Source organism: Castellaniella sp., from assembly GCF_049673105.1.
Taxonomy (GTDB): Bacteria; Pseudomonadota; Gammaproteobacteria; order Burkholderiales; family Burkholderiaceae_B; genus Castellaniella.
Window position 1 is genome coordinate 46,382 of record NZ_JBATXG010000014.1, and the last position, 20,681, is coordinate 67,062.

The 20,681-nt window shown below is 63.9% G+C and carries 18 protein-coding genes; 8 read left to right on the plus strand and 10 right to left on the minus strand.

What is annotated here, in order from left to right; translation table 11 throughout:
• From WBF69_RS04845 to WBF69_RS04875, 7 genes are read right to left on the minus strand one after another with little or no spacing between them, the layout of a single operon-like run.
• Positions 1–783 (minus strand): SDR family NAD(P)-dependent oxidoreductase, encoded by a 783-nt coding sequence (locus WBF69_RS04845; protein WP_424261781.1) that lies wholly within the window; start codon positions 781–783, stop codon positions 1–3.
• A gap of 4 nt (positions 784–787) precedes the next feature.
• Complete coding sequence (locus tag WBF69_RS04850) at positions 788–1,324, minus strand: DUF3833 domain-containing protein (RefSeq protein ID WP_322998646.1); 537 nt, start codon at positions 1,322–1,324, stop codon at positions 788–790.
• Positions 1,321–2,631, minus strand: coding sequence for an MFS transporter (locus WBF69_RS04855; protein WP_424261783.1), 1,311 nt, complete (start codon positions 2,629–2,631; stop codon positions 1,321–1,323). The genes WBF69_RS04850 and WBF69_RS04855 overlap by 4 nt, the downstream gene beginning before the upstream one ends.
• Positions 2,628–3,224: a chalcone isomerase family protein gene (locus WBF69_RS04860; RefSeq protein ID WP_424261785.1), complete on the minus strand. Its 597-nt coding sequence runs from the start codon at positions 3,222–3,224 to the stop codon at positions 2,628–2,630. The genes WBF69_RS04855 and WBF69_RS04860 overlap by 4 nt, the downstream gene beginning before the upstream one ends.
• 27 nt (positions 3,225–3,251) lie before the next feature.
• Complete coding sequence (locus tag WBF69_RS04865) at positions 3,252–4,481, minus strand: class I SAM-dependent methyltransferase (protein ID WP_424261787.1); 1,230 nt, start codon at positions 4,479–4,481, stop codon at positions 3,252–3,254.
• Between the two features lie 2 nt (positions 4,482–4,483).
• Positions 4,484–5,308 (minus strand): DUF1365 domain-containing protein, encoded by an 825-nt coding sequence (locus WBF69_RS04870; protein WP_424261789.1) that lies wholly within the window; start codon positions 5,306–5,308, stop codon positions 4,484–4,486.
• Positions 5,305–6,609 (minus strand): NAD(P)/FAD-dependent oxidoreductase, encoded by a 1,305-nt coding sequence (locus tag WBF69_RS04875; RefSeq protein WP_424261791.1) that lies wholly within the window; start codon positions 6,607–6,609, stop codon positions 5,305–5,307. The genes WBF69_RS04870 and WBF69_RS04875 overlap by 4 nt, the downstream gene beginning before the upstream one ends.
• Positions 6,610–6,726: 117 nt before the next feature.
• On the opposite strand from WBF69_RS04875, the gene WBF69_RS04880 reads away from it, so the two are divergent.
• The 3 genes from WBF69_RS04880 to WBF69_RS04890 all read left to right on the plus strand — a co-directional run bounded on the left by WBF69_RS04880 (position 6,727) and on the right by WBF69_RS04890 (position 9,327).
• Positions 6,727–7,701, plus strand: coding sequence for a MerR family transcriptional regulator (locus WBF69_RS04880; RefSeq protein WP_424261793.1), 975 nt, complete (start codon positions 6,727–6,729; stop codon positions 7,699–7,701).
• 18 nt (positions 7,702–7,719) lie between these two features.
• Positions 7,720–8,322: a lipocalin family protein gene (locus WBF69_RS04885; protein ID WP_322998639.1), complete on the plus strand. Its 603-nt coding sequence runs from the start codon at positions 7,720–7,722 to the stop codon at positions 8,320–8,322.
• A 105-nt stretch (positions 8,323–8,427) separates the two neighbouring features.
• On the plus strand, positions 8,428–9,327 hold the full coding sequence (locus WBF69_RS04890) for a TIGR01777 family oxidoreductase (RefSeq protein ID WP_424261795.1): 900 nt from the start codon (positions 8,428–8,430) through the stop codon (positions 9,325–9,327).
• A 105-nt stretch (positions 9,328–9,432) separates the two neighbouring features.
• Here the strand turns inward: WBF69_RS04890 and gdhA are convergent, their stop codons facing one another.
• The 3 genes from gdhA to trxA form a co-directional block, all read right to left on the minus strand.
• Entirely contained in the window at positions 9,433–10,773 is a 1,341-nt protein-coding gene (gdhA, locus tag WBF69_RS04895) for an NADP-specific glutamate dehydrogenase (RefSeq protein ID WP_424261797.1), read from the minus strand.
• A 12-nt stretch (positions 10,774–10,785) separates the two neighbouring features.
• Positions 10,786–12,042 (minus strand): transcription termination factor Rho, encoded by a 1,257-nt coding sequence (rho, locus tag WBF69_RS04900; RefSeq protein WP_424261799.1) that lies wholly within the window; start codon positions 12,040–12,042, stop codon positions 10,786–10,788.
• Positions 12,043–12,125: 83 nt separating this feature from the next.
• Positions 12,126–12,452, minus strand: coding sequence for a thioredoxin TrxA (trxA, locus tag WBF69_RS04905; protein WP_424261801.1), 327 nt, complete (start codon positions 12,450–12,452; stop codon positions 12,126–12,128).
• A 142-nt stretch (positions 12,453–12,594) separates the two neighbouring features.
• Here trxA and WBF69_RS04910 point away from each other — a divergent pair, with 142 nt between their 5' ends.
• The 5 genes from WBF69_RS04910 (at position 12,595) to WBF69_RS04930 (ending at position 20,615) form a co-directional block, all read left to right on the plus strand.
• On the plus strand, positions 12,595–14,568 hold the full coding sequence (locus WBF69_RS04910; protein ID WP_424261803.1) for a DNA topoisomerase IV subunit B: 1,974 nt from the start codon (positions 12,595–12,597) through the stop codon (positions 14,566–14,568).
• 9 nt (positions 14,569–14,577) lie between these two features.
• Positions 14,578–16,881 carry a DNA topoisomerase IV subunit A gene (gene parC / locus WBF69_RS04915; RefSeq protein ID WP_424261805.1) on the plus strand — a complete coding sequence of 768 codons (2,304 nt, stop codon included), beginning with the start codon at positions 14,578–14,580 and terminating at the stop codon, positions 16,879–16,881.
• Between the two features lie 116 nt (positions 16,882–16,997).
• A complete protein-coding gene (locus tag WBF69_RS04920; protein WP_424261807.1) occupies positions 16,998–18,041 on the plus strand; it encodes a CDP-6-deoxy-delta-3,4-glucoseen reductase in 1,044 nt (347 codons plus the stop codon).
• Positions 18,038–19,291 carry a D-amino acid dehydrogenase gene (locus WBF69_RS04925; RefSeq protein ID WP_424261809.1) on the plus strand — a complete coding sequence of 418 codons (1,254 nt, stop codon included), beginning with the start codon at positions 18,038–18,040 and terminating at the stop codon, positions 19,289–19,291. Before WBF69_RS04920 ends, WBF69_RS04925 begins: the two co-directional genes overlap by 4 nt.
• Before the next feature lie 7 nt (positions 19,292–19,298).
• Positions 19,299–20,615 carry an extracellular solute-binding protein gene (locus WBF69_RS04930; protein WP_424261811.1) on the plus strand — a complete coding sequence of 439 codons (1,317 nt, stop codon included), beginning with the start codon at positions 19,299–19,301 and terminating at the stop codon, positions 20,613–20,615.
• Positions 20,616–20,681: the final 66 nt, after the last annotated feature.

The following is a 20,681-nucleotide window of genomic DNA, read 5'->3' on the forward strand; positions in this document are numbered from 1 at the left end:
TCAAAGCCCCGTGAAACGGTGTACCAAGGGGAAATACCAGCGATACGGCAAGCAGCGCATGAGCTTGAGCACAGCGGTGAAACGTTTGGGAAAGTGCAGTTCGAATTTCCCTTGCTCCCAGCCGCGGACGATGGCCTGCGCCGCCTGCTCGGGCGTGAGGAGTGCGGGCATGGAAAACTGGTTTTGCGCGGTCAGCGGCGTATCGACAAAACCGGGGTTGATCAGGCTGACGCCCACTCCCTTGGGGTGCAGATCAAGATACAGGCTTTCCGCCAGATTGATCAGAGCCGCCTTGGTGGGGCCATAGGCCAGGCTTTGCGGCAGACCGCGCCAACCGGCCACGCTGGCTATCAGGCTCAGATGCGGTGCGCGCCCCGCGTCAGCCGCCTGCAGCAGCGCGGGCACCACGGCGCAGAGCACCTGCAGCGCGCCCGTGACGTTCACGCGCTGATGCTGCAGCAGTTCGGCCAGATCCAGCGTTTCGACCGACATGGGGCGGTAGTGTCCGGCGCAGTAGCACACCAGATCCAGCGCGCCACCGGCCAGAATCTGCTGCGTCGCGCTGGTGACGGCCTGGGCGTCGGTCACGTCGAGCGCCAGCGCCTGGCTGCCGGGATGCTCGCGCCCGAAGGCGTCAAGCAGATCCTGTTGGCGTGCCGATACGCATACCTGTGCGCCACGTGCGTGCAGCAATACGGCCAAGGCGCGTCCGATACCGCTGGACGCGCCGATCAGCCATACGCGCTTGCCGCGCCAGTCGGGGATGGGGGGGTTGGGGGGCATGGCGCTATTCCTTGGTGAAGGACAACAGCACCTCGCCCAGCGTGATGCCGAACTTGCTCATGGTGGCACGGTTGAGCATCACGCGCTCATCGACCAGGAACATCCAGTCGTCGAACTGCACTTCGTACTCCTTGTCGTCCACCGGCAAGCGCAGCGTATAGTTCCAGCGAAAGGCGTTGCCGGATTCCTGACCATGAGCCTCTCCCACCACATCGTCGGCGCGACCGGTGTAGCGACCATCTGCATGTTTGGTCAAACGCCAGATGCGGCGCTGGGTCGTCCCGTCCGAGTAGGTGAAGAACTCATCCAGCACGCCCTGATTGCCTTCCCAATGGCAGTCCATCACGACTGTGAAGCGGCGCGCCACTTCGCCGCTGCGCTTTTGAAAAATGCCGTGGGCATGAACGCGGCCGTTGAAATAGCGGTCGAGTTCCAGTTTGGGGCGCTGCTGGGCATAGTCGCTCACCTGAGGGCTGGCGCAGCCCGCAAGCACAGCGGTGCCCGCGAGCAGGGCTAAAAGGACGTGACGGCGAGTGTTCATGACATGGCTCCTGTGGGAGAGTTCTGGGGGGCGATCATCCGGCTATGCAGCAGCCAGGCTGCCGCGAGCTTGAGCGCGCAGGGCAGCAGCGCATAAATCCAGGCCAGACGCTGCAAGGCCAGCGGATCCTGGCTGCCGGGCACATAGCCCAGCCATTGCAAGAGCGGCAGGGTGACGCCGGCGGCCAGCGCCAGGTTGAGCTTGGTGGCCAGATTCCACCAGCCCAGGTAGGCGCCGTCATGCGCACCCTGCGCGCCGTGGCGTTCGATCAGCAAGGCCAGCAGGGCGCCGGGCGCAACCAGGTCAGCCCCCAGCGCCGCACCCGACAGCACGCAGATGACGGCAAAGGCGGCCAGCTGGCCGCCTTGCAGAGCTGCCGCCCAGCCAAAGCAGGCCACTGCCAGCAGCATGCCGGCCAGCCACGCGCGTTCCAGCCCGAAGCGGCGCACGAACTGCAGCCAGGCGGGCATGGACAGCGCACCGCTGACGAAATACAGCGTCAGAAACAGCGCAATCTGCGACGGCGAGGCCAGAAGCCTGTCTTGGGCGAAAAACAGCATCAGCGCAGCCGGAATGGCGCTGGCGATGCCATTGCACAAAAACACCGCCAGCAGCCGGCGAAAGGACGCCTGGGTCAGCGGCTGCCAGAGCCGGGACTTGCCCGCCGTGTGTTCCTCATGGGGTTCGATTGCGAGCGGCGGGCGCGGTGCCTGCCAGAGCGTCAGCCAGCCGGCGAGCAATGCCAGCGCGAATACCCCCAGCATGGGACCTGCGCCCCAGGCCACCGAGAGCGCGCTGGCCGCAACCACGCCGATCAAGCCCAGACCCTCGCGCCAGGCCACGATGCGGCTGCGTTGTACCCGGTCGCCCCCCAGCTGCACCCCCCAGGCCTGGTGGGCAATCAGCAACAGACTGTGTGCCAGGCAGGTGAACAAAAGCCCCGCCACCATCCAGGCCGCCAGCGCCGTCGTGCCCCGCACGAGCGGCAAGAACAGCCCCGCCATGCCGCCGCCCAGAAGCAGCGCCGAGGCGCCGGCCGTCCACAGAACCGCATGTATGCTGCGGCGGTAGAGCAAGTCGCTCAAACGTCCCAGCAGCGGATCGGCCCCCGCATCCATCAGCCGTACCAGCAGCAACAGCGCCCCTACGGTGCTCAGCGGCAGGCCGAGATCATCGGCGTAGTAGTGCGGCAGCACCACATACAGCGGCAAGGCAGCAAAGGCCAGGGGCAGGCCCAGCAGTCCATAGGACAGCCCCGCACGCCAAGGCAGCGCCTGAGAAGCCCGCCATGACGGACCGCCTGTCATGACCCTGTTCCTGATTCGAGCGCCAGCAAGTCGTTGCGCAAGTCGGGTTCCGACGTGCTGGGCGACAGCCAGATGGCGAAGAAGCGGCGTGCCAGTTCGGCATCGTCGATTGCCGCCAGCGCCTGTCGGCCATGCCACAGACGCATGCCCACGCCGGGTTGGTATAAACCCGTCAGGCGGTCGCCCGGCTGTACGTCGGGCAACGCGGCAATCAGCGCTGTCAGCCAGCGCTGGGCCTGTGCGGGCGGCAGTTTGCCCTGACGCTCGATCTCTTCGATGGAGCGTTGGGCGATGGCGGTCCCCGTGAAGGTGCGGTGGTAAGTCAGTTCCAGCGCCAGCGGATACGCGTCGAAGTCGGCTGCCTCGAACCGAGGGCCTGCCCACAGGCGGGCGTCGTAGATCAGTAGCCCGAGAAAGCGCATCTGCCCCTGACCCTGCAACGTGGCTTCGGGCAGCGCTGGGTGGATGAAGGCAGGCGGGGCCGCGGGCTGATCGGCTGCGGCGCTGAGATCAGCCACCCCCAAGACCATCGCGGCGGCCAGCAGCTGAACCCGCACCAGGCGCATCAACGGTGAGTAACGGTAGAAAGGCATAGGCACCGATCGAAAGGGATGATATTTTCAGTCTTTCACGAGCGTGAACTGCACCACGTCGATATTGCGGCTGTCGAAAGCGGCTTCGCAGTACGCGAGATAGAACTCCCAAGTGCGCAGGAATTTCGCATCAAACCCCTGTGCCAGCACCTGGACCTGCTGCTGCTTGAACCGGATATGCCAGCGGCGCAGGGTTTCGGCGTAGTCGGCGCCGAAGGCCAGCTCCTCCACCACGCGCAGCCCCTTTTGCTGCGCTGCTGCACGGAATTGCTTGGGGCTGGGCAGGCAGCCGCCGGGAAAGATGTATTGCTGAATGAAATCCGTCCCCTGTATATAGCGCTCGAACAAGGCGTCGTCGATGACGATGCTTTGCACGCAGGCGCGACCGCCGGGTTTGAGCAAACGCGCCACGGTGCCGAAATAGCCGGGCCAGTAAGATTGCCCCACGGCTTCGATCATTTCGATCGAGCAAATGGCATCGAACGGGGCGTCCTGGATGTCACGGTAGTCTTGCAGGCGCAGCTCGGCCTGGGTGGACAGCCCCGCCTCATGCAGGCGCTGGCGGCCAAACGCCAGTTGCTCGGTAGAGAGCGTCACGCCGGTGACATGGGCCTGGAATTCTCCCGCCGCCATCTCTGCCAGTGCGCCCCAGCCGCAGCCAATTTCCAGCACCCGGTCGCCCGGCCGGACGCCGGCGCTGCGCAAGGCGCGGCGCATCTTGGCGTGCTGGGCGGCAGTCAGATCGCCCCCCGGATCGCCCTGGAACCAGGCGGATGAGTAATTCATGCTCGGGTCCAGCCACAGCGCGTAGAATGCGTTGCCCAAGTCGTAGTGGGCGTGGATGTTGCGCCTGCTGCCGGCGCGTGTATTGCGGTTGAGCAGGTGGCGCAGGCGGCGGGCCCATCGCCCCCACCAGGCGCCGTAGACCATTGATTCGAGCGCGTCGCGGTTGGCCATCAGCAGGCGCAAAAGGTCGGTCAGCTGCGGTGTGCTCCAGTGCTGATCGATATAAGCCTCGGCCAGCCCGATGTCGCCCGAGCGCAGGACGGCACCAAATACCCCCCAGTCATGCAGATGCAGGCTGGAATATGGATGGCCCCCCTGGCCCAGTTCAAGAGCACTGCCATCGGGCAGTATCAGATGCAGCGTGCCGTGTTGCAGGCGCTGGAGCAGTCGCAAGGCGTACTGCGCCGTCCTGGGCAGACCAGGCGGCAGACGCAGCGGCAAGGGCATCGAGATCGGCGTGGTGGTGTTCATGATCAGCGGTCGGTTGCAGATGAGCGGGACACAGGCACCGCAGGCGCCTGGGGCTTCGTGTGGAAAGGCACTCGCTTGAGCCACAGCAGCAGCGCGTTCCAGAGAATGCGGGCCATTACGCCCAGGGTGAGCAGCGGGTAGCGCCAAAGGGCGCGGCGGCGGCTGGAGGCGTTGAGCGGCTCCAGCTTGCCGGCCATGCCGGTGAGCAATACGGGACCCTCGGCGTCGTGGTAGTCGATGCGCACTTTGACCGATCGCAGTCCATCGGCTCCGCCCCGGCGAAACTCAAAGCGGTAGCCGCCGTCCAGAGTGCAGAACGGTGAGACGTGAAACACCTTGCGTGCCTGCAGTTCCTGCCCGTAGCGCGGGTGGTCCAACAGGTAGGCGTGGCGCTCGCCGAAGGTATTGTTCACCTCGGCGACAATGCTGCGCAGGCTGCCGTCCAGGCGGTGGCAATACCAGAAGCTCACCGGCTTGAAGCTGTAGCCCAGCACGCGCGGGTAGCATTGCAACCAGATCTCGCCCTGTGCGTCGGTGATGCCCTCGGCCTGCAGCAGTGCCTCCAGCCAGGCCAACGCTCCGCCTTGTTGCGGAGCCAGGCCGTCCCCGTGGTCGGTGTCGCGGAACGAAAGCCATCCCGCGCGGTTCAGTGCCAGCACGCCTGCCGCTTCGGGCCGTTCGCGCAATGTGCGCATGGGCAGCAACAGGAAGAAGGTGGGCACGATGAAGCGGTGGCGGCGCGGGCGCAGCCGGGTGTGCCACACGTGGCCGAAGCCGATGTGCGGCACGTTGCCCACCATAGCGGCGCTGGCAGCGGGAGTGTTCATGCGGCCTCCCGGTAGCGCATCTGCGTCAGCAGCGCGTCGGCGGCGCGGTAGCCCGATTGCAGGCCGTCCTCATGAAAACCGTAGCCGGTCCAGGCGCCCGCGAACCAGGTGTGCTGCACGCCCTGTATCCGGGGGATCTGACTTTGCGCGGACCATGCTTGCAGGTCGAAGACGGGGTGGTCGTAATCGAACTCGCCCAGGATTTTTTGCGGATCGATGGGACGCACCGGGTTGAGCGACACCAGCACCGGCTCTGCAAAGGGCAGAGGCTGCAGGCGATTGATCCAGTAGTGCAGGCATACCCGGGCCAGTTCCTGCGCGTCGTCGGCGGCACGTTCGTAATTCCATGCTGCCCAGGCGGCGCGGCGCTGCGGCATCACGCGGGTGTCGGTGTGCAGCACGGCGCGGTTGGACTGGTAGCGGATGGCCCCCAGTACGCGCCGCTCGATGGTGCTGGGCCGCTGCAGCAGACGCAAGGCTTGGTCGCTATGCACGGCCAGCACGGCGGCGTCGAAATGTTCGGTGGCACCGCCTGTGTGCACGAGTACGCCGGCGGTGTTGCGTTCGATGTGCGTGACTGGCGTGGACAGGCGTGCATCCAGGCCTTGCAGGATGGCGTTGACATAATGGCGCGCTCCGCCCGCCACGGTGTGCCATTGAGGCCGGTTCCGCACCTGGATAAGGCCATGGTTGTGACAGAAGCGCACCATGGTGGCGACGGGAAAACGCAGCATCTGATCAGTCGGGCAACTCCAGATGCAGCCGAGCATGGGCAGAAAATACCAGTGGCGAAAGGCTGCGCTGAAGCCGTGCTGATCCAGAAAATCACCCAGCGATTGCGCCAGCGCCTGTTCTTGTCCGCTATCGGCCAGCGCGGTGCACAGGCGGTTGAAGCGCAGCAGTTCCGAGAGCATGCCTAAAAAGCGCGGGCGCAGCAGATTGCGTCGCTGGGCAAACACGGTTGTCAGGCTGGAACCGCTCCATTCCAGCGCCCCCGCGCCCAGTGCGCCTGCCCCAGGCACCTGCACGGAAAACGACATGTCGGACGGGGCGGTAGGCACCTTCAGCTTGTCGAGCAAGGCAATCAATCCGGGATAGGTGCGCTCGTTGAACACCAGAAAACCGGTGTCGACCCCATGCGTCACAATCCGACCACGAGCGTCAGGCAAAGAGACATCCACGGTGTGCGTATGCCCGCCAAAATAGCTTCCGGCCTCGTACAACGTGACCTGCGCCTGCCCGTGCAACCGGTGTGCGGCCGCCAAACCCGAGATTCCTGATCCGATGACAGCAACTTTCATGGTCTTGTCCGCTGTGCGATGATGGTCCGAGCAGCACAACTGCACTGCTCTTGTGGTGTAATGTACTAGACAAACCCTTTTTTGTCTAAGACAATTTGGCCCAACCATTCATTTACCATGAACTCTTCGACCACACCGATTGCTCTCGCTGCGTCCGTATCCGACGACGCCGGTCTGCCGATTGCCGCCGTCGAGCGCGAGACTGGCCTGGGCAAGGACACGCTGCGCGTCTGGGAGCGACGCTACGGGTTTCCCACGCCATTGCGTGATGCTTCGGGTGACAGGGTCTACAGTCTGGATCAGGTGCAACAGCTCAGACTGATCAGTCGGTTGTTGGGTATCGGTCTGCGTCCCGGCAAGGTGGTCGGTCTGGATCAAGCCACGTTGCAGGATCTTCTGACCCAGCGTTCTCCCGTACAGAACACTGTTTTGTCCAAGACAAAATCACCTAGTTCCGGCGCAGACCTGGTCATCGGAGATTTGCTCCACGCCATCGGCGCGCACGATCCGCACACCTTGCGGTACAGCCTCAGCCATGCGCAGTTGCGTATGGGATTGGCACCCTTCGTGACGGATCTGGTGGCGCCGCTGACGACGGCGGTGGGCGAGGCCTGGGCGCAGGGGCGCTTCGAGATCTTCGAGGAACACCTGTATACCGAGGTCATCACCGGTGTGCTGCGCCACGCCATCGCTTCGCTGGCCCTGCAGCCCGTGTCACAGGGTCCCAAAGTGCTGCTCACGACCGTACCGCAAGAGCAGCACAGCCTGGGGCTGCTGATGGTCGAGGCGTTATTGGCGTTGGAAGGTTGCACTTGCGTATCGCTGGGCACACAGACCCCGCTGAGCGATATCGTCGAAGCGGCGCAAGCACATCAGGTCGATGTGGTGGCCTTGAGTTTCAGTAATCTGCATAAAGCGGCGGTGGTGCGCGCCAGTCTGCGCGAGCTGCGCGCCCAGTTGCTGGCGTCCACGGCGCTGTGGGTTGGGGGTGCGTGCACCGCGCTGTACCAATGGCCGGTGGCCGGCATCAGCACCGTGCAGCATTTGTCGGGCCTGCAGCCCTTGGTGGCGCAGTGGCGCCACGCCAATTGAATTGACGCAGGATTTGCCATGTTTTCTATCGCACGCATACTTCAAGGCGCAATCACCCCTCAGTCGATCCGGCCGCGCCGGGCGCTGCTGGCGCTGCTGGTGACCGGTGCCGGTTTACTACTGACGGGCTGCGCCGGCACGCGCCCCCCGCCCGGCGTGACGGCCGTCAGTCCGTTCGATGTGCAGCGCTACGCAGGCCGCTGGTACGAGCTGGCGCGGCTGGACCACGCCTTCGAGCGCGGCATGACCGATGTCTCGGCCACCTACACCGTGCAGGCCGATGGCAGCGTACGTGTGGTCAATCGTGGTTATGCGCTTGCCGCAGGCCAATGGCGCCAGGCAGTGGGCAAGGCCCTGTTCACCGGCGCGCCCACCACCGGCTCGCTCAAGGTGTCTTTTTTTGGGCCGTTTTATGGCGGCTACCACGTCGTCGCGCTGGATCCGGACTATCGCTGGGCGCTTGTGCTTGGTTCCGACACCGGCTATGCCTGGATCTTGGCGCGCGACAAGCAATTGCCGACCGCTCAGCGCGACGCGATCGTGGCGCGGGCGCGGGACCTGGGCGTGGATACTTCGGCGCTGATCTGGGTGCCGCACGAGCGCCAGGATCCGGCATTCTGAGCGTAATATGGCAATAGCGCACTCTGGTCTGTCGTGCGGTCCAGGCGCGACCTGGGGGGCGCTTGCCTTGATGGCCCATCCGACAACCTTGGGAAGAAACACGTCATGCGCATTTTGCTCACCGGCGGTACCGGCTTGATCGGGCAGGCCCTGTGCCGACATTGGCGGCACCAGGGCCATGAATTATGGGTCTGGAGCCGCAATCCCCAGCAAGTCCCCGCGCTGTGCAGCGGCGCACAGGGCATTGCACAGCTGCAGGCGCTCGATGGCGGCCCGGCGATGGACGCCGTGATCAACCTGGCGGGTGCGCCGATTGCCGATCGCCCATGGACAGAGGCGCGGCGGCGTTTGCTGTGGCGCAGCCGTGTCGATCTGACGCGTACCTTGGTCGACTGGATGGGTCGGCAGGCCACGTCACCGCGTGTGCTGATCTCGGGTTCTGCCGTGGGCTGGTATGGCGACGGCGGCGAGCAATGGCTGGCCGAAGACAGTGCGCCATGCACAAGCGACTTCGGCAGTCGGTTGTGCATGGCCTGGGAGCAAGAAGCCGAGCGTGCGCAACAGTGGGGTGTGCGTGTGGCGCTGCTGCGCACCGCGCCAGTGCTGGCACCACAAGGGGGTATGCTGGCGCGGTTGCTGCCCCCGTTCCGCTTGGGTCTGGGCGCGCGCCTGGGCAGCGGCCGGCAGTGGATGCCCTGGATACATCTGGACGACCAGGTGGCCCTCATTGATCATTTGCTCCGGCACGAGCGCTGCAGTGGCCCCTATAACGCCTGCGCACCCGATCCGGTGCGCAACACCGACTTCACCCAAGCCCTGGCGCGTGCGCTGCACCGCCCGGCGGTGTTGGCCGTACCCGCCTGGGCTTTGCGCCTGGCCTTGGGTGAAATGTCGGTGCTGCTGCTCGGCGGCCAGAGGCTGACGCCGCGCCGTGCGCAAGAAGCGGGGTTTGTCTGGACGCATCCACAGATTTCAGCGGCTTTGGGTCATGTGCTGCAAAAGTGATCCTTTGTTGAGCACTGCCTCTGTCCATGAAAGCCAGGTTGAAATGAAAAAAGCTCCCGAGGGAGCTTTTTTCATGGTCGTGGCCAAATCGCTTGCCGGAGCATGTCAATATACCCCTTGGGCCAGCATGGCGTCGGCGACTTTGACGAAGCCGGCGATATTGGCGCCGTTCAGGTAATTGACCTTTTGGCCTGCGGTGCCGTAGCGCACGCAGTTCTGGTGGATGTCGCGCATGATGGCGTGCAGCTTGGCGTCGACCTCGTCGCGCGTCCAGTGCAGGCGCTGCGCGTTCTGGCTCATTTCCAGGCCGGATACCGCTACGCCGCCTGCGTTGCTGGCTTTGCCGGGGGCGTACAGGATGCCGGCGGAAATCAGGGCTTCGGAGGCCTCGATGCTGCAGGGCATATTAGCGCCTTCGGCCACGCAGCGTACGCCGTTGGCAATCAGGGTGCGGGCGTCTTCGATTTCCAGTTCGTTTTGCGTCGCGCAGGGCAGGGCCACGTCCACCGGCACGTGCCAGGGGCGTTTGCCGGCCTCGAAGGTCAGGCCGAAGGCCTTGGCGTATTCCTCGATGCAGCCGCGTTTCTCGTTTTTCAGCTCGATCAGGGCAGCCAGTTTTTCAGGCGTGAAGCCGGCGGGGTCGACGATGCAGCCGCGGGAGTCGGATACCGTGATCACCCGGGCGCCCAATTGCATGCATTTTTCGATAGCGTATTGGGCGACGTTTCCCGAGCCAGACACCGATACCGTGTAGCCTTCCAGGGACTGGCCCGCATGTCTGAGCATTTCTTCGGCGAAATAGACCGTGCCGTAGCCCGTGGCTTCGGGGCGGATCAGGCTGCCGCCAAAGGCCAGACCTTTGCCGGTAAAGACGCAGCCGCTCTGGTTGGACAGTTTTTTCATCATGCCGGCCATGAAGCCGACCTCGCGGGCGCCCACGCCGATGTCGCCGGCGGGCACGTCCGTGTCCGGGCCCAGGTGACGATGGAGTTCAATCATCAAGGCTTGGCAAAAGCGCATGACTTCAGCGTCGGACTTGCCTTTGGGGTCAAAGTCGGAGCCGCCTTTACCGCTGCCCATCGGCAGGGTGGTCAGAGCGTTTTTGAAAGTCTGTTCGAAGGCCAGGAATTTCAGGATCGACAGATTCACCGAGGGGTGAAAGCGCATGCCGCCTTTGTAGGGGCCGATGGCTGAGCTGTGCTGGACGCGAAAGCCGCGATTGACGCGGGTGCGACCCGTGTCATCCATCCAGCAGACGCGGAACTGGAATGCGCGTTCAGGTTCCACGATGCGCTCGAGCAGCGCCTGGCTGGCGTAGCGTGGATTGTGCTGGATGAAAGGCCACAGGCTGTGCATGACTTCTTTGACAGCCTGCATGAATTCGGGTTGATGTGGGTCGCGTGCCTGCAGTTGGGTTAGAAATTCATCGACGGAAGGAAGACTCATCAAGGTGCTCGCTTATTTTTTCATCATGTCAAAAAATTCGGCGTTGTTTTTGGTTGCCCGGATTTTGTCCAGGATGAATTCCATGGCATCGATTTCGTCCATATCGTGGATGAACTTGCGTAGTACCCAGACCTTTTGTAAAAGTTCGGGCTTGATCAGGAGCTCTTCGCGACGCGTGCCGGATTTGTTCAGGTTGATGGCCGGGTAGATGCGTTTTTCGGCCAATCGTCGTTCCAGGTGCACTTCAGAGTTGCCGGTGCCCTTGAATTCTTCGTAAATGACTTCGTCCATGCGGCTGCCGGTTTCGATCAGGGCTGTGCCGATGATGGTGAGCGAGCCGCCTTCTTCCAGGTTTCGCGCGGCGCCGAAAAAGCGTTTCGGGCGCTGCAGCGCGTTGGCGTCGACGCCGCCGGTCAGGACTTTGCCCGAGGCCGGCACCACGGTGTTGTAGGCGCGCGCCAGACGGGTGATGGAATCCAGCAGGATAACCACGTCTTTTTTCAGTTCGACCAGGCGCTTGGCCTTTTCGATCACCATTTCGGCGACCTGCACGTGGCGGGTGGCCGGCTCGTCGAAGGTGGAGGCCACGACTTCGCCGCGCACCGTGCGCTGCATTTCCGTGACTTCTTCAGGGCGTTCATCGACCAGCAACACGATCATGACCGCATCGGGGTAGTTCGTGGTGATGGCATGCGCGATGTGCTGCATGATCACCGTCTTGCCCGATTTCGGACTGGCCACGATCAGGGCGCGTTGGCCTTTGCCGATGGGGGCAAAGATGTCCATGATGCGACCGGTGATGTTTTCCTTGCTTTTGATGTCGCGTTCCAGGACCAGCGGCTCGTCTGGGTGCAGCGGCGTCAGGTTCTCGAACATGATCCGGTGCTTGATGGTCTCGGGCTGCATGCCGTTGACCTTGTCGACCTTGACCAGGGCGAAATAGCGCTCGCCGTCCTTGGGGATGCGGACCTCGCCTTCGATGGAGTCACCGGTGTGCAGGTTGAAGCGGCGGATCTGCGAGGGCGAGATGTAGATGTCGTCGGTGCTGGCCAGATAGGAGGTTTCTGGCGAGCGCAGGAAGCCGAACCCGTCAGGCAGCACTTCCAGCACGCCATCGCCGAAGATCTGCTCGCCTTGTTTGGCGCGCCGCTTCATGATGGCAAACATCAGTTCCTGCTTGCGCAGCCGGTTGGCGTTGTCGATATCGAGTTCGGCAGCCATTTCCAGCAGCTGCGACACGTGCAGCGCTTTGAGTTCGTTCAGGTGCATGGGAGGGGAGGGAAAGAAGGAATCATCGGGCGCGCTGCAGGACCGGGACCGGCCTGCATGGCATCACTGCGAATAGTGAAAAATCAGAGCGCTTCGTCTAGGAAGGCCTGAAGCTGGGTGCGGGACAGAGCGCCGACTTTGGTGTCTGCGATCTTGCCGTCCTTGAACAGCATCAGGGTGGGAATGCCGCGGATGCCGTATTGGGCAGCGCTGTCGGGGTTTTCGTCCACGTTCAATTTGACGATGGTGACGCGGCCCTGGTATTTGGCGGCGGCTTCGTCGAGCAGCGGGGCGACCATTTTGCAGGGGCCGCACCATTCGGCCCAGTAGTCGACCAGAACGGGTAATTCGGATTGGAGCACGTCGGCCTGAAAAGAGGCATCGCTTACGTGCTTGATGGAGTCACTCATAGTGCGGATATCGTGCGCAAATGATAGGGAAGGGAGGCGATGGGCCAGATGAAACGCCGCCGCGCAGCGGGGCGCGTGAGGCCCTATGTCACTAAGCATACCATTATCTCCGTAAAATGGTGGCCTTTTTGATTGCAAATGAATGGACACCACCGTGAGCACAGCACGCTATGACGAGTCATCGATTCGGGTCCTGAAGGGACTGGAGCCGGTGCGCCAGCGACCAGGGATGTACACGCGCACCGATAATCCGCTGCACATCATCCAGGAAGTCATCGACAATGCCGCCGACGAGGCGCTGGCCGGGTTCGGGCGCAGCATCGCCGTCACCCTGCATGTCGACGGCAGCCTGACCGTGGAAGATGACGGGCGCGGCATCCCGGTGGGCGAACACCCCGAGGAACACGCTCCCGTGGTGGAACTGGTGTTCACCCGCCTGCATGCGGGGGGCAAGTTCAACAAGGCCGACGGCGGCGCTTACGCGTTTTCCGGCGGCCTGCATGGCGTGGGGGTATCCGTGACCAACGCGCTGTCCACCCGGTTGGAAGTCACCGTCTGGCGCGAGGGCGGCGAGTACCGGATCGTGTTTGCCGATGGTGCGGTGATCGAGCCGCTGGCGCAGGTGGGCGCCGTGGGCAAGCGCCGCTCGGGCACCCGCGTACGGGCCTGGCCGGATGCCCGCTATTTCGATCAGGCGCAGGTCCCCCTGGGTGATCTGGAGCATGCGCTGCGCAGCAAGGCGGTGCTGCTGCCGGGCACGCGCGTCACCCTGACGATCGAGAAGACCGGCCAGCAGCGCGAATGGCACTACGAGGATGGTCTGAAGGGCTACCTGAGCGAGGCCCTGGGCGATACCCCGGTCCTGGTGCCCTTGTTTGCGGGCCAGCAGTATGCGGACGACGAGGACGAGCAATACGCCTTGGGCGAGGGCGCCCAGTGGGTGGTGGGCTGGACCGAAGAAGGCGCGGTAGTGCGCGAGTCGTACGTCAATCTGATCGCCACCACGGCGGGCGGCACGCACGAATCCGGCCTGCGGGAAGGCCTGTTCAATGCGGTGAAGTCCTTTGCCGAGCTGCACAATCTGCTGCCCAAAGGCATCCGCCTGCTGCCGGAAGACGTGTTCGCGCGGGCCAGCTTCATCCTTTCGGCCAAGGTCCTGGACCCGCAGTTCCAGGGCCAGATCAAGGAACGCCTGAACAGCCGCGACGCGGTGCGCCTGGTGGGCGGGTTTCTGAAAAATGCCCTGGAATTATGGCTGCACGCCAACGTCGAATTCGGCAAGCGCCTGGCGGAATTGGCGATCGGCCAGGCCCAGGCGCGCAGTCGCGCCGCCCGCAAGGTCGAAAAGCGCAAGGGATCCGGGGTGGCGGTGCTGCCCGGCAAGCTGACCGACTGCGAATCCACGGATGTCAGCCGCACGGAGGTCTTTCTGGTCGAGGGCGATTCTGCCGGCGGGTCGGCCAAGATGGGGCGCGACAAGGAATTCCAGGCGATTTTGCCTCTGCGCGGCAAGATCCTGAATGCCTGGGAAGTCGAGCGCGACCGTCTGTTCGCCAACAACGAGATCCATGATATTTCGGTCGCCATCGGGGTGGACCCGCATGCCGCTGGGCAGGATGCGGACCTGTCCGGGCTGCGCTATGGGCGCATCTGTATATTGTCGGATGCCGACGTCGATGGCGCCCATATTCAGGTACTGCTGCTGACTTTGTTCCTGCGCCATTTTCCGCGCCTGATCGACGCGGGCCATGTCTACATCGCCCGTCCGCCCTTGTTCCGGGTCGATGTGCCGGCGGCGGGCAAGCGCCCGGCCCGCAAGCTCTATTGCCTGGATCAGGTGGAACTGGATGCGGTGCAGGAAAAACTGCGCGGCGAGGGCTTGAAAGAAGGGGCCTGGCGCATCAGCCGCTTCAAGGGGCTGGGCGAAATGAACGCCGAACAGTTGTGGGATACCACACTGAACCCGGATACGCGCCGGCTGGCCCAGGTGCGTCACGGCGACGAAGGCCTGGATGCCTCGGCGCGCATGTTCGACATGCTGATGGCGCGCGGCGAGGCCAACCAGCGGCGTGTCTGGCTGGAAGAAAAAGGCAATCTGGCCGAAGTGGATGTGTAAGGAATGACGATGGATGCCAATACACCTGATTCTCTGGTGGCAGAGGATGATGAAAGCCTGGTGCTGGGGCGTTATGCCGAGCAGGCTTACCTGGATTACGCCGTGTCGGTGGTGCGTGGCCGCGCGCTGCCGGAAGTATCGGACGGGCAGAAGCCCGTGCAGCGGCGCATTCTGTACGCCATGGACGCCATGGGTCTGGGGCCGCAGTCGCGTCCGGTGAAATCGGCCCGTGTCGTGGGCGATGTGCTGGGCAAATATCACCCGCATGGCGACCAGGCGGCGTATGACGCCATGGTGCGCATGGCGCAGGATTTCGCGCTGCGCTATCCGCTGATCGATGGCCAGGGCAATTTCGGTTCGCGCGACGGCGACAATGCCGCCGCCATGCGCTACACCGAGGCCCGCCTGACGCCGTTTTCCCGCTTGTTGCTCGACGAGCTGGACGAAGGCACGGTGGATTTCACCCCCAACTACGACGGCAGCCAGCAGGAACCCGTGTGCCTGCCTGCCCGTCTGCCCATCATGCTGCTCAATGGGGCCTCGGGCATCGCGGTGGGGATGGCGACTGAAATCCCATCCCATAATCTGCGCGAAGTCGCTCAAGCCTGCGTGGCGCTGCTGCGCAGGCCGACGCTGAGCGACGCTGATCTGTACACCATGATTCCGGGGCCGGACTTTCCGGGCGGCGGGCAGATCATTTCATCCGCGGAAGACATTGCGCAGATCTATGCCAGTGGCCGGGGCAGCCTGAAGGCCCGCGCCCGCTGGCACTTCGAGGACATGGCGCGGGGGCAGTGGCAGCTGGTCGTCACCGAACTGCCGCCGGGCACCTCCGCCCAGAAGATTCTGGAAACCATCGAGGACCTGACCAATCCCAAGCCGCGTGCGGGCAAAAAATCTTTGTCAGCCGAACAGCAGCAGGCCAAGGCGCTGGTGCTGGGGCTGCTGGATGCGGTGCGCGACGAATCGGGCAAGCAGGCGCCGGTGCGCCTGGTGTTCGAGCCCAAATCCCGCAGCATCGACCGTGACGAGTTTGTCAATCTGCTGCTGGTGCGCACCGGGCTGGAAGGCAATGTGTCGCTGAACCTGGTATGCATCGACACGGATGGCCGGCCCGGCCAGCGCAGCCTGCGCCAGGTGCTGGAATCCTGGCTGGCCTTCCGGGCGCAGACGGTGACCCGGCGCACGCGCCATCGCCTGGACAAGGTGCTGGACCGTATCCATATCCTGGAAGGGCGCAGCATCGTCTATCTGAACGTGGACGAGGTCATCCGCACGATTCGCGAGGCGGACGATCCCAAAGTCGCGCTGATGGAACGGTTCTCGCTGTCCGAGCGCCAGGCCGACGATATTCTGGAAATGCGCTTGCGGCAGCTGGCCCGTCTGGAGGGCATCCGCATCGAGCAGGAACTGGAAAAGAAGCGCGAGGAACAGCAGGAATTGCAGCATCTGCTGGACAATCCCGACGCCTTCCGCCGTCTGATGATCCGCGAGATCGAATCCGACGCCAAGCAGTACGGGGACGACCGCCGCACCTTGATCGAGGCCGCCGACCGCGCCGTGCTGGAAACCCAGGTGCTGGACGAACCCGTCACGGTCATCATGTCGCAAAAAGGCTGGCTGCGGGTGCGTCAGGGGCATGGGCACGACGTTGGGCAGTTCAGCTTCAAGACGGGCGATGCCTTGTACGACGCCGTGGAATGCCGCAGCACCCAGGAACTGACGGCGCTGTCCAATACCGGGCGCAGCTACAGCATGGCGGTGGCCAGCCTGCCCTCGGCGCGCGGCGACGGCCAGCCGGTCACGTCCATGCTGACGCTGGAACCCAGCAGCCGGATCGTGCATATGTGGGTGGCGCCGCCTGATCAGCGTCTGCTGTTGGGCGTGGCCTCGGGCTATGGCTTCGTGGCGACGGGCGGCGACCTGTCCACCCGCCAGCATGCCGGCAAGCAGTTCGTCACGGTGGACAAGGGCGATGCCTTGCTCAAGCCCCTGCTGCTCAAGCCCGACGATCAGGCAGTCGCTCTGTTCAGCCAGAAAGGCAAATTCCTGGTTGTGGCGCTGGACGAACTGAAAACTCTGGCCGGCGGGGGCCGCGGCACCATCCTGATGGGGCTGGACGAGGGCGACCGCCTGGCGCAGTGGGCCGCCGTGGGGCCGATGGGGGTGGTGCTGCGCGGCGTCTATCGCGCCCGCGACACCGAGCTGACCTTGTCTCCGGACGATCTGGCCATCTATGTGGGGCGCCGCGCCCGCAAGGGCAAGCTACTGGATGTGAAGATCAAGCAGCCCAGCCTGTGGTCCGGCAACTGAAGACAGGGTGACGCAGGACAGGCGGACGCCGGGCGGACCGGCGTACCGCCGCTGCCGGTCGACGGGTCCGGGCGGGGCTAAAATGAGAAATCGCCCACGTTTTTTTGGAATTCGTCATGAGTCTCAAGGTCTCGGTGCAGCCGGCAGGTCGGGATTTCGCCGTCGAGCCGGGGCAGACCATCCTGGACGCCGCCTTGGCCGCCGGCATGGTCCTGCCCTATAGCTGCCGCAACGGCACCTGCTCCACTTGCCGGGGGAAGGTCCTGTCGGGTAGCTACGAGGCCGGGCCAGCGCCGGAACGGATTCTCGACGCCGCCGACCGGGCGCAGGGCTATACCTTGCTGTGCCAGGCGCGGCCCACGTCCGACGTGGTGATCGAAGCCGAAGAAGTCCGCATGCGCGGCGATATCGTCGTGCGCAAAATGCCGGTGCGGGTGCAGGCGCTGACGCCGCTGGCTGACGATGTCATGGAAGTCACGCTGCAGTTGCCCTCGGCGGAAGCCTTCGCCTTCCAGCCAGGGCAATATCTGGATTTTCTGTTCAAGGACGGCAGGCGGCGCAGTTATTCCATGGCCTGCGCCCAGACGCAGGATCACCGGGTGCAGCTGCACCTGCGCCACATGCCGGGCGGGATGTTCACCGACACGGTGTTCGGGCGCGGCGAGACCCCCCTGAAGGCGCGCGACATCCTGCGCATCGAAGGTCCCTTGGGTTCATTTTTCCTGCGCGACGAAGATCGCCCCATCGTCTTTCTGGCCAGCGGCACCGGCTTCGCCCCTATCAAGGCCATGATCGAAAGCATGTTGATGCGCGGCGACCGTCGTCCTGCCGTGCTGTACTGGGGGGGGCGGCGGCCCGCCGATCTGTATCAGGCCGACCTGGCCCGAACCTGGCTGGATCAGTGGCCGGACTTCGGCTTTGTGCCGGTCGTCTCCGATGCCTTGCCCGAGGACGGCTGGACAGGCCGTTGCGGCTGGGTTCATCAGGCGGTCCTGGACGATTTTTCGGATCTGTCCGGCCATCAGGTATATGCTTGCGGCGCGCCGGCCATGGTCGAGGCCGCACGCCAGGATTTCGTGCAGCAGCGCGCCTTGCCGCCAGCGATGTTTTACGCCGATGCCTTTACGTCCGAGGCCGATCTCGCCGAGGTCCGGGCATGAAGGTTGCGGTGTTTGGCGCCGGCATCATCGGGGTATCCAGCGCCTGGTGGCTGGCCCGGGCGGGTCACGAAGTCGAGGTCATCGAACGCCGCCCTGGGGTGGCGCTGGAAACCAGCCGTGCCAATGGCGGGCAGATTTCGGTCTGCTACGCCGAACCCTGGGCCAGCGCCCACATGCTGAAAAAAGTCTTGCGCTGGATCGGTCGGGCGAATGCGCCTTTGCGCGTCAGTCCGCGCCTGGACCCTCGCCAGTGGCTGTGGTGCGCGCGCTATCTGAACGAATGCCGGGCGCCGCGTTTTGCCGCCAATCTTCGGGCCATGGTGACTTTGGCGCAGTACAGTCGCGCCACTTTGCGCGAACTCAGGGCCGATCTGGGTGTCGAATACGATCATCTGGAACGCGGCATCCTGGCGTTTTATCGGGATCCGCGCGAATTCGAATACGCGCAGGCCAGCGCGGCGCGGATGCGCGAACTGGGGGTGGATCGCCGGATCGTGGATGCGGCGGAAGTCCTGCGCATCGAACCGGCACTGGCGGCTGCTCGCGACCCGATCGTCGGGGGCGATTTCACGGTGGACGATGAATCGGGCGACGTGCATCTGTTCACGCGCGCGCTGGCCGAGCGGGCGCAGGCCGCCGGGGTGATCTTCCGCTTCAATACGAGGGTCAGCCGCCTGGTGCCGGTCAATGACCGCATCTCGGTGGCTGAATTGCTCGAACCCGACGGGTTCTTCCGATCCCTGCGGGCTGACGCCTATGTGGTGGCGCTGGGCAGCTTCAGCCCGCAACTGCTGGCGCCCCTGTGGGTGTCCTGCCCGGTCTGGCCCGCCAAGGGCTATTCCGCCACGTTTCGCCTGCGCGATCCGGCTGCTGCGCCGATGGTCAGCCTGGTCGACCAGGAAGCCAAGATCGTCGTTTCGCGATTGGGCGATCATCTGCGCATGGCGGGGACGGCGGAAATCGGCGGTTATTCCCGCGCGTTGGATACTGGCCGTTGCAATCAGCTGGCGGAACATGCCAGATCCCTGTTCCCAAGTGCGCTTGATTTTGATAACGTTCAGTTCTGGTCCGGTTTGCGACCGACAACGCCATCGAACGTGCCGTTGATCGGTCGTTCGCGCATCCGTAATCTGTATCTGAACACGGGGCACGGCAGCCTGGGTTGGACCATGGGAGCCGGTTCCGGCAGAGTGTTGGCGGATCTGGTCTCAGGGCGCGCTCCCGACATTCGATTTCCTTTTTTGGATTGACTGATTCATGAAGAATTTCCCCTTTGGTTCCGGCGCTGCGCGTTCGGGGTATCGTGCTGCCTGCATGCTGGCGGCAGCCGTGGCGGCATCGCCGGTCTGGGCCGCCACCGATGTGCCGGTGTGGATCAGTCTGGACGGGCATAACGCCGATGCTTTTCAGTCCATGGTCAAGGACTACAACCGCAGCCAGTCCGACGTGCAGGTCAAGATCCGCACGTTCGATACGCCCGAAGCCCTGAACCAGGCGCTGGATGCTGCAGCGGCGTCCAAATCCCTGCCTGCTTTGGCACAGATCGGCGACAGCCACACCCTGGAAGACATCTCGCAGCGATCCTATATCCAGCCGCTGTATACCCTGGAAAAATCTGCTCCCCTGAAAGGCGTACGCTGGTTCGTGTCCTCGGACAATGCGTTCATCCATGACGCCAAGGGCCGCCTGATGGCCTTTCCGGCGATGCTGGAAGTCCCCGTGATGTATTACAACCAGGACGCCTTCAAGAAAGCCGGTCTGGTGCCTGCCACGCCGCAGCGTACCTGGATGGATTTGCAGGGCCAGCTGGTCAGCCTGGCGAACAAGGGTTCGCGCAAATGCCCGCTGACGTCCGACTTGCCAGTGTCGATCAATCTGGAAAACCTGGCCGCCGTCAACAATCAGTTGTACGCCAGCGCGGATAACGGCCTGAAGGCCAAAGGCCTGCCCAGTTTTTCCTTTGACGTCACCTACGTGCGCCATCTGTCCCTGATGATCAGTTGGGTGCGCTCCGAAATCATGGTGCGCCCGGATGCCGGCATGCATTCCGTCAGCCGTTTCGCCAAGGGCGAGTGCGCGGTGATGATGTCCAGCTCCGGCCACATCGGCGCATTCAACGACCAGCGCAAGCTGCAGTACGCGGTGTCCGGCCTGCCGTACTATCCCGAAGTCACCAAGGTCCCCGGCAATCCTTTTGTCAGCGGCGCGGGGCTGTGGGTCATGAAATCCCCCAAACCCGTGACCGATGCCACGGCGGCCTTTTTGGGCTGGATGACGCAGCCCGAGCAGGCGTCGCGCTGGTATCAGCAGACCGGTTATCTGCCGCTGACGCAGGCGGCTTTCGATACCACGCCGCCCAGCTACTACAAAAATCTGGGCCAGTGGCGTGATCTGGTGGCCGTGTACGCAGGGCGTTCCGCCGTCACCGGGCAGGGGTTCCGCATCCACAATTACCCGGCGATCCGGACCCGTTTCCAGCAGATCCTGACCGCCGCTCTCGACGGCCAGCAACCCGCTGTGACCGCCCTGAATTCGGCTTCCGCCGAGGGCAACCGGCTGGCGCACCAGCGTTAGGATCGCTGCCAGGACGTTTTTATCCGTTCGTACATCCCAGTCTGGCGGCGGTTTCGCCGCCAGGCC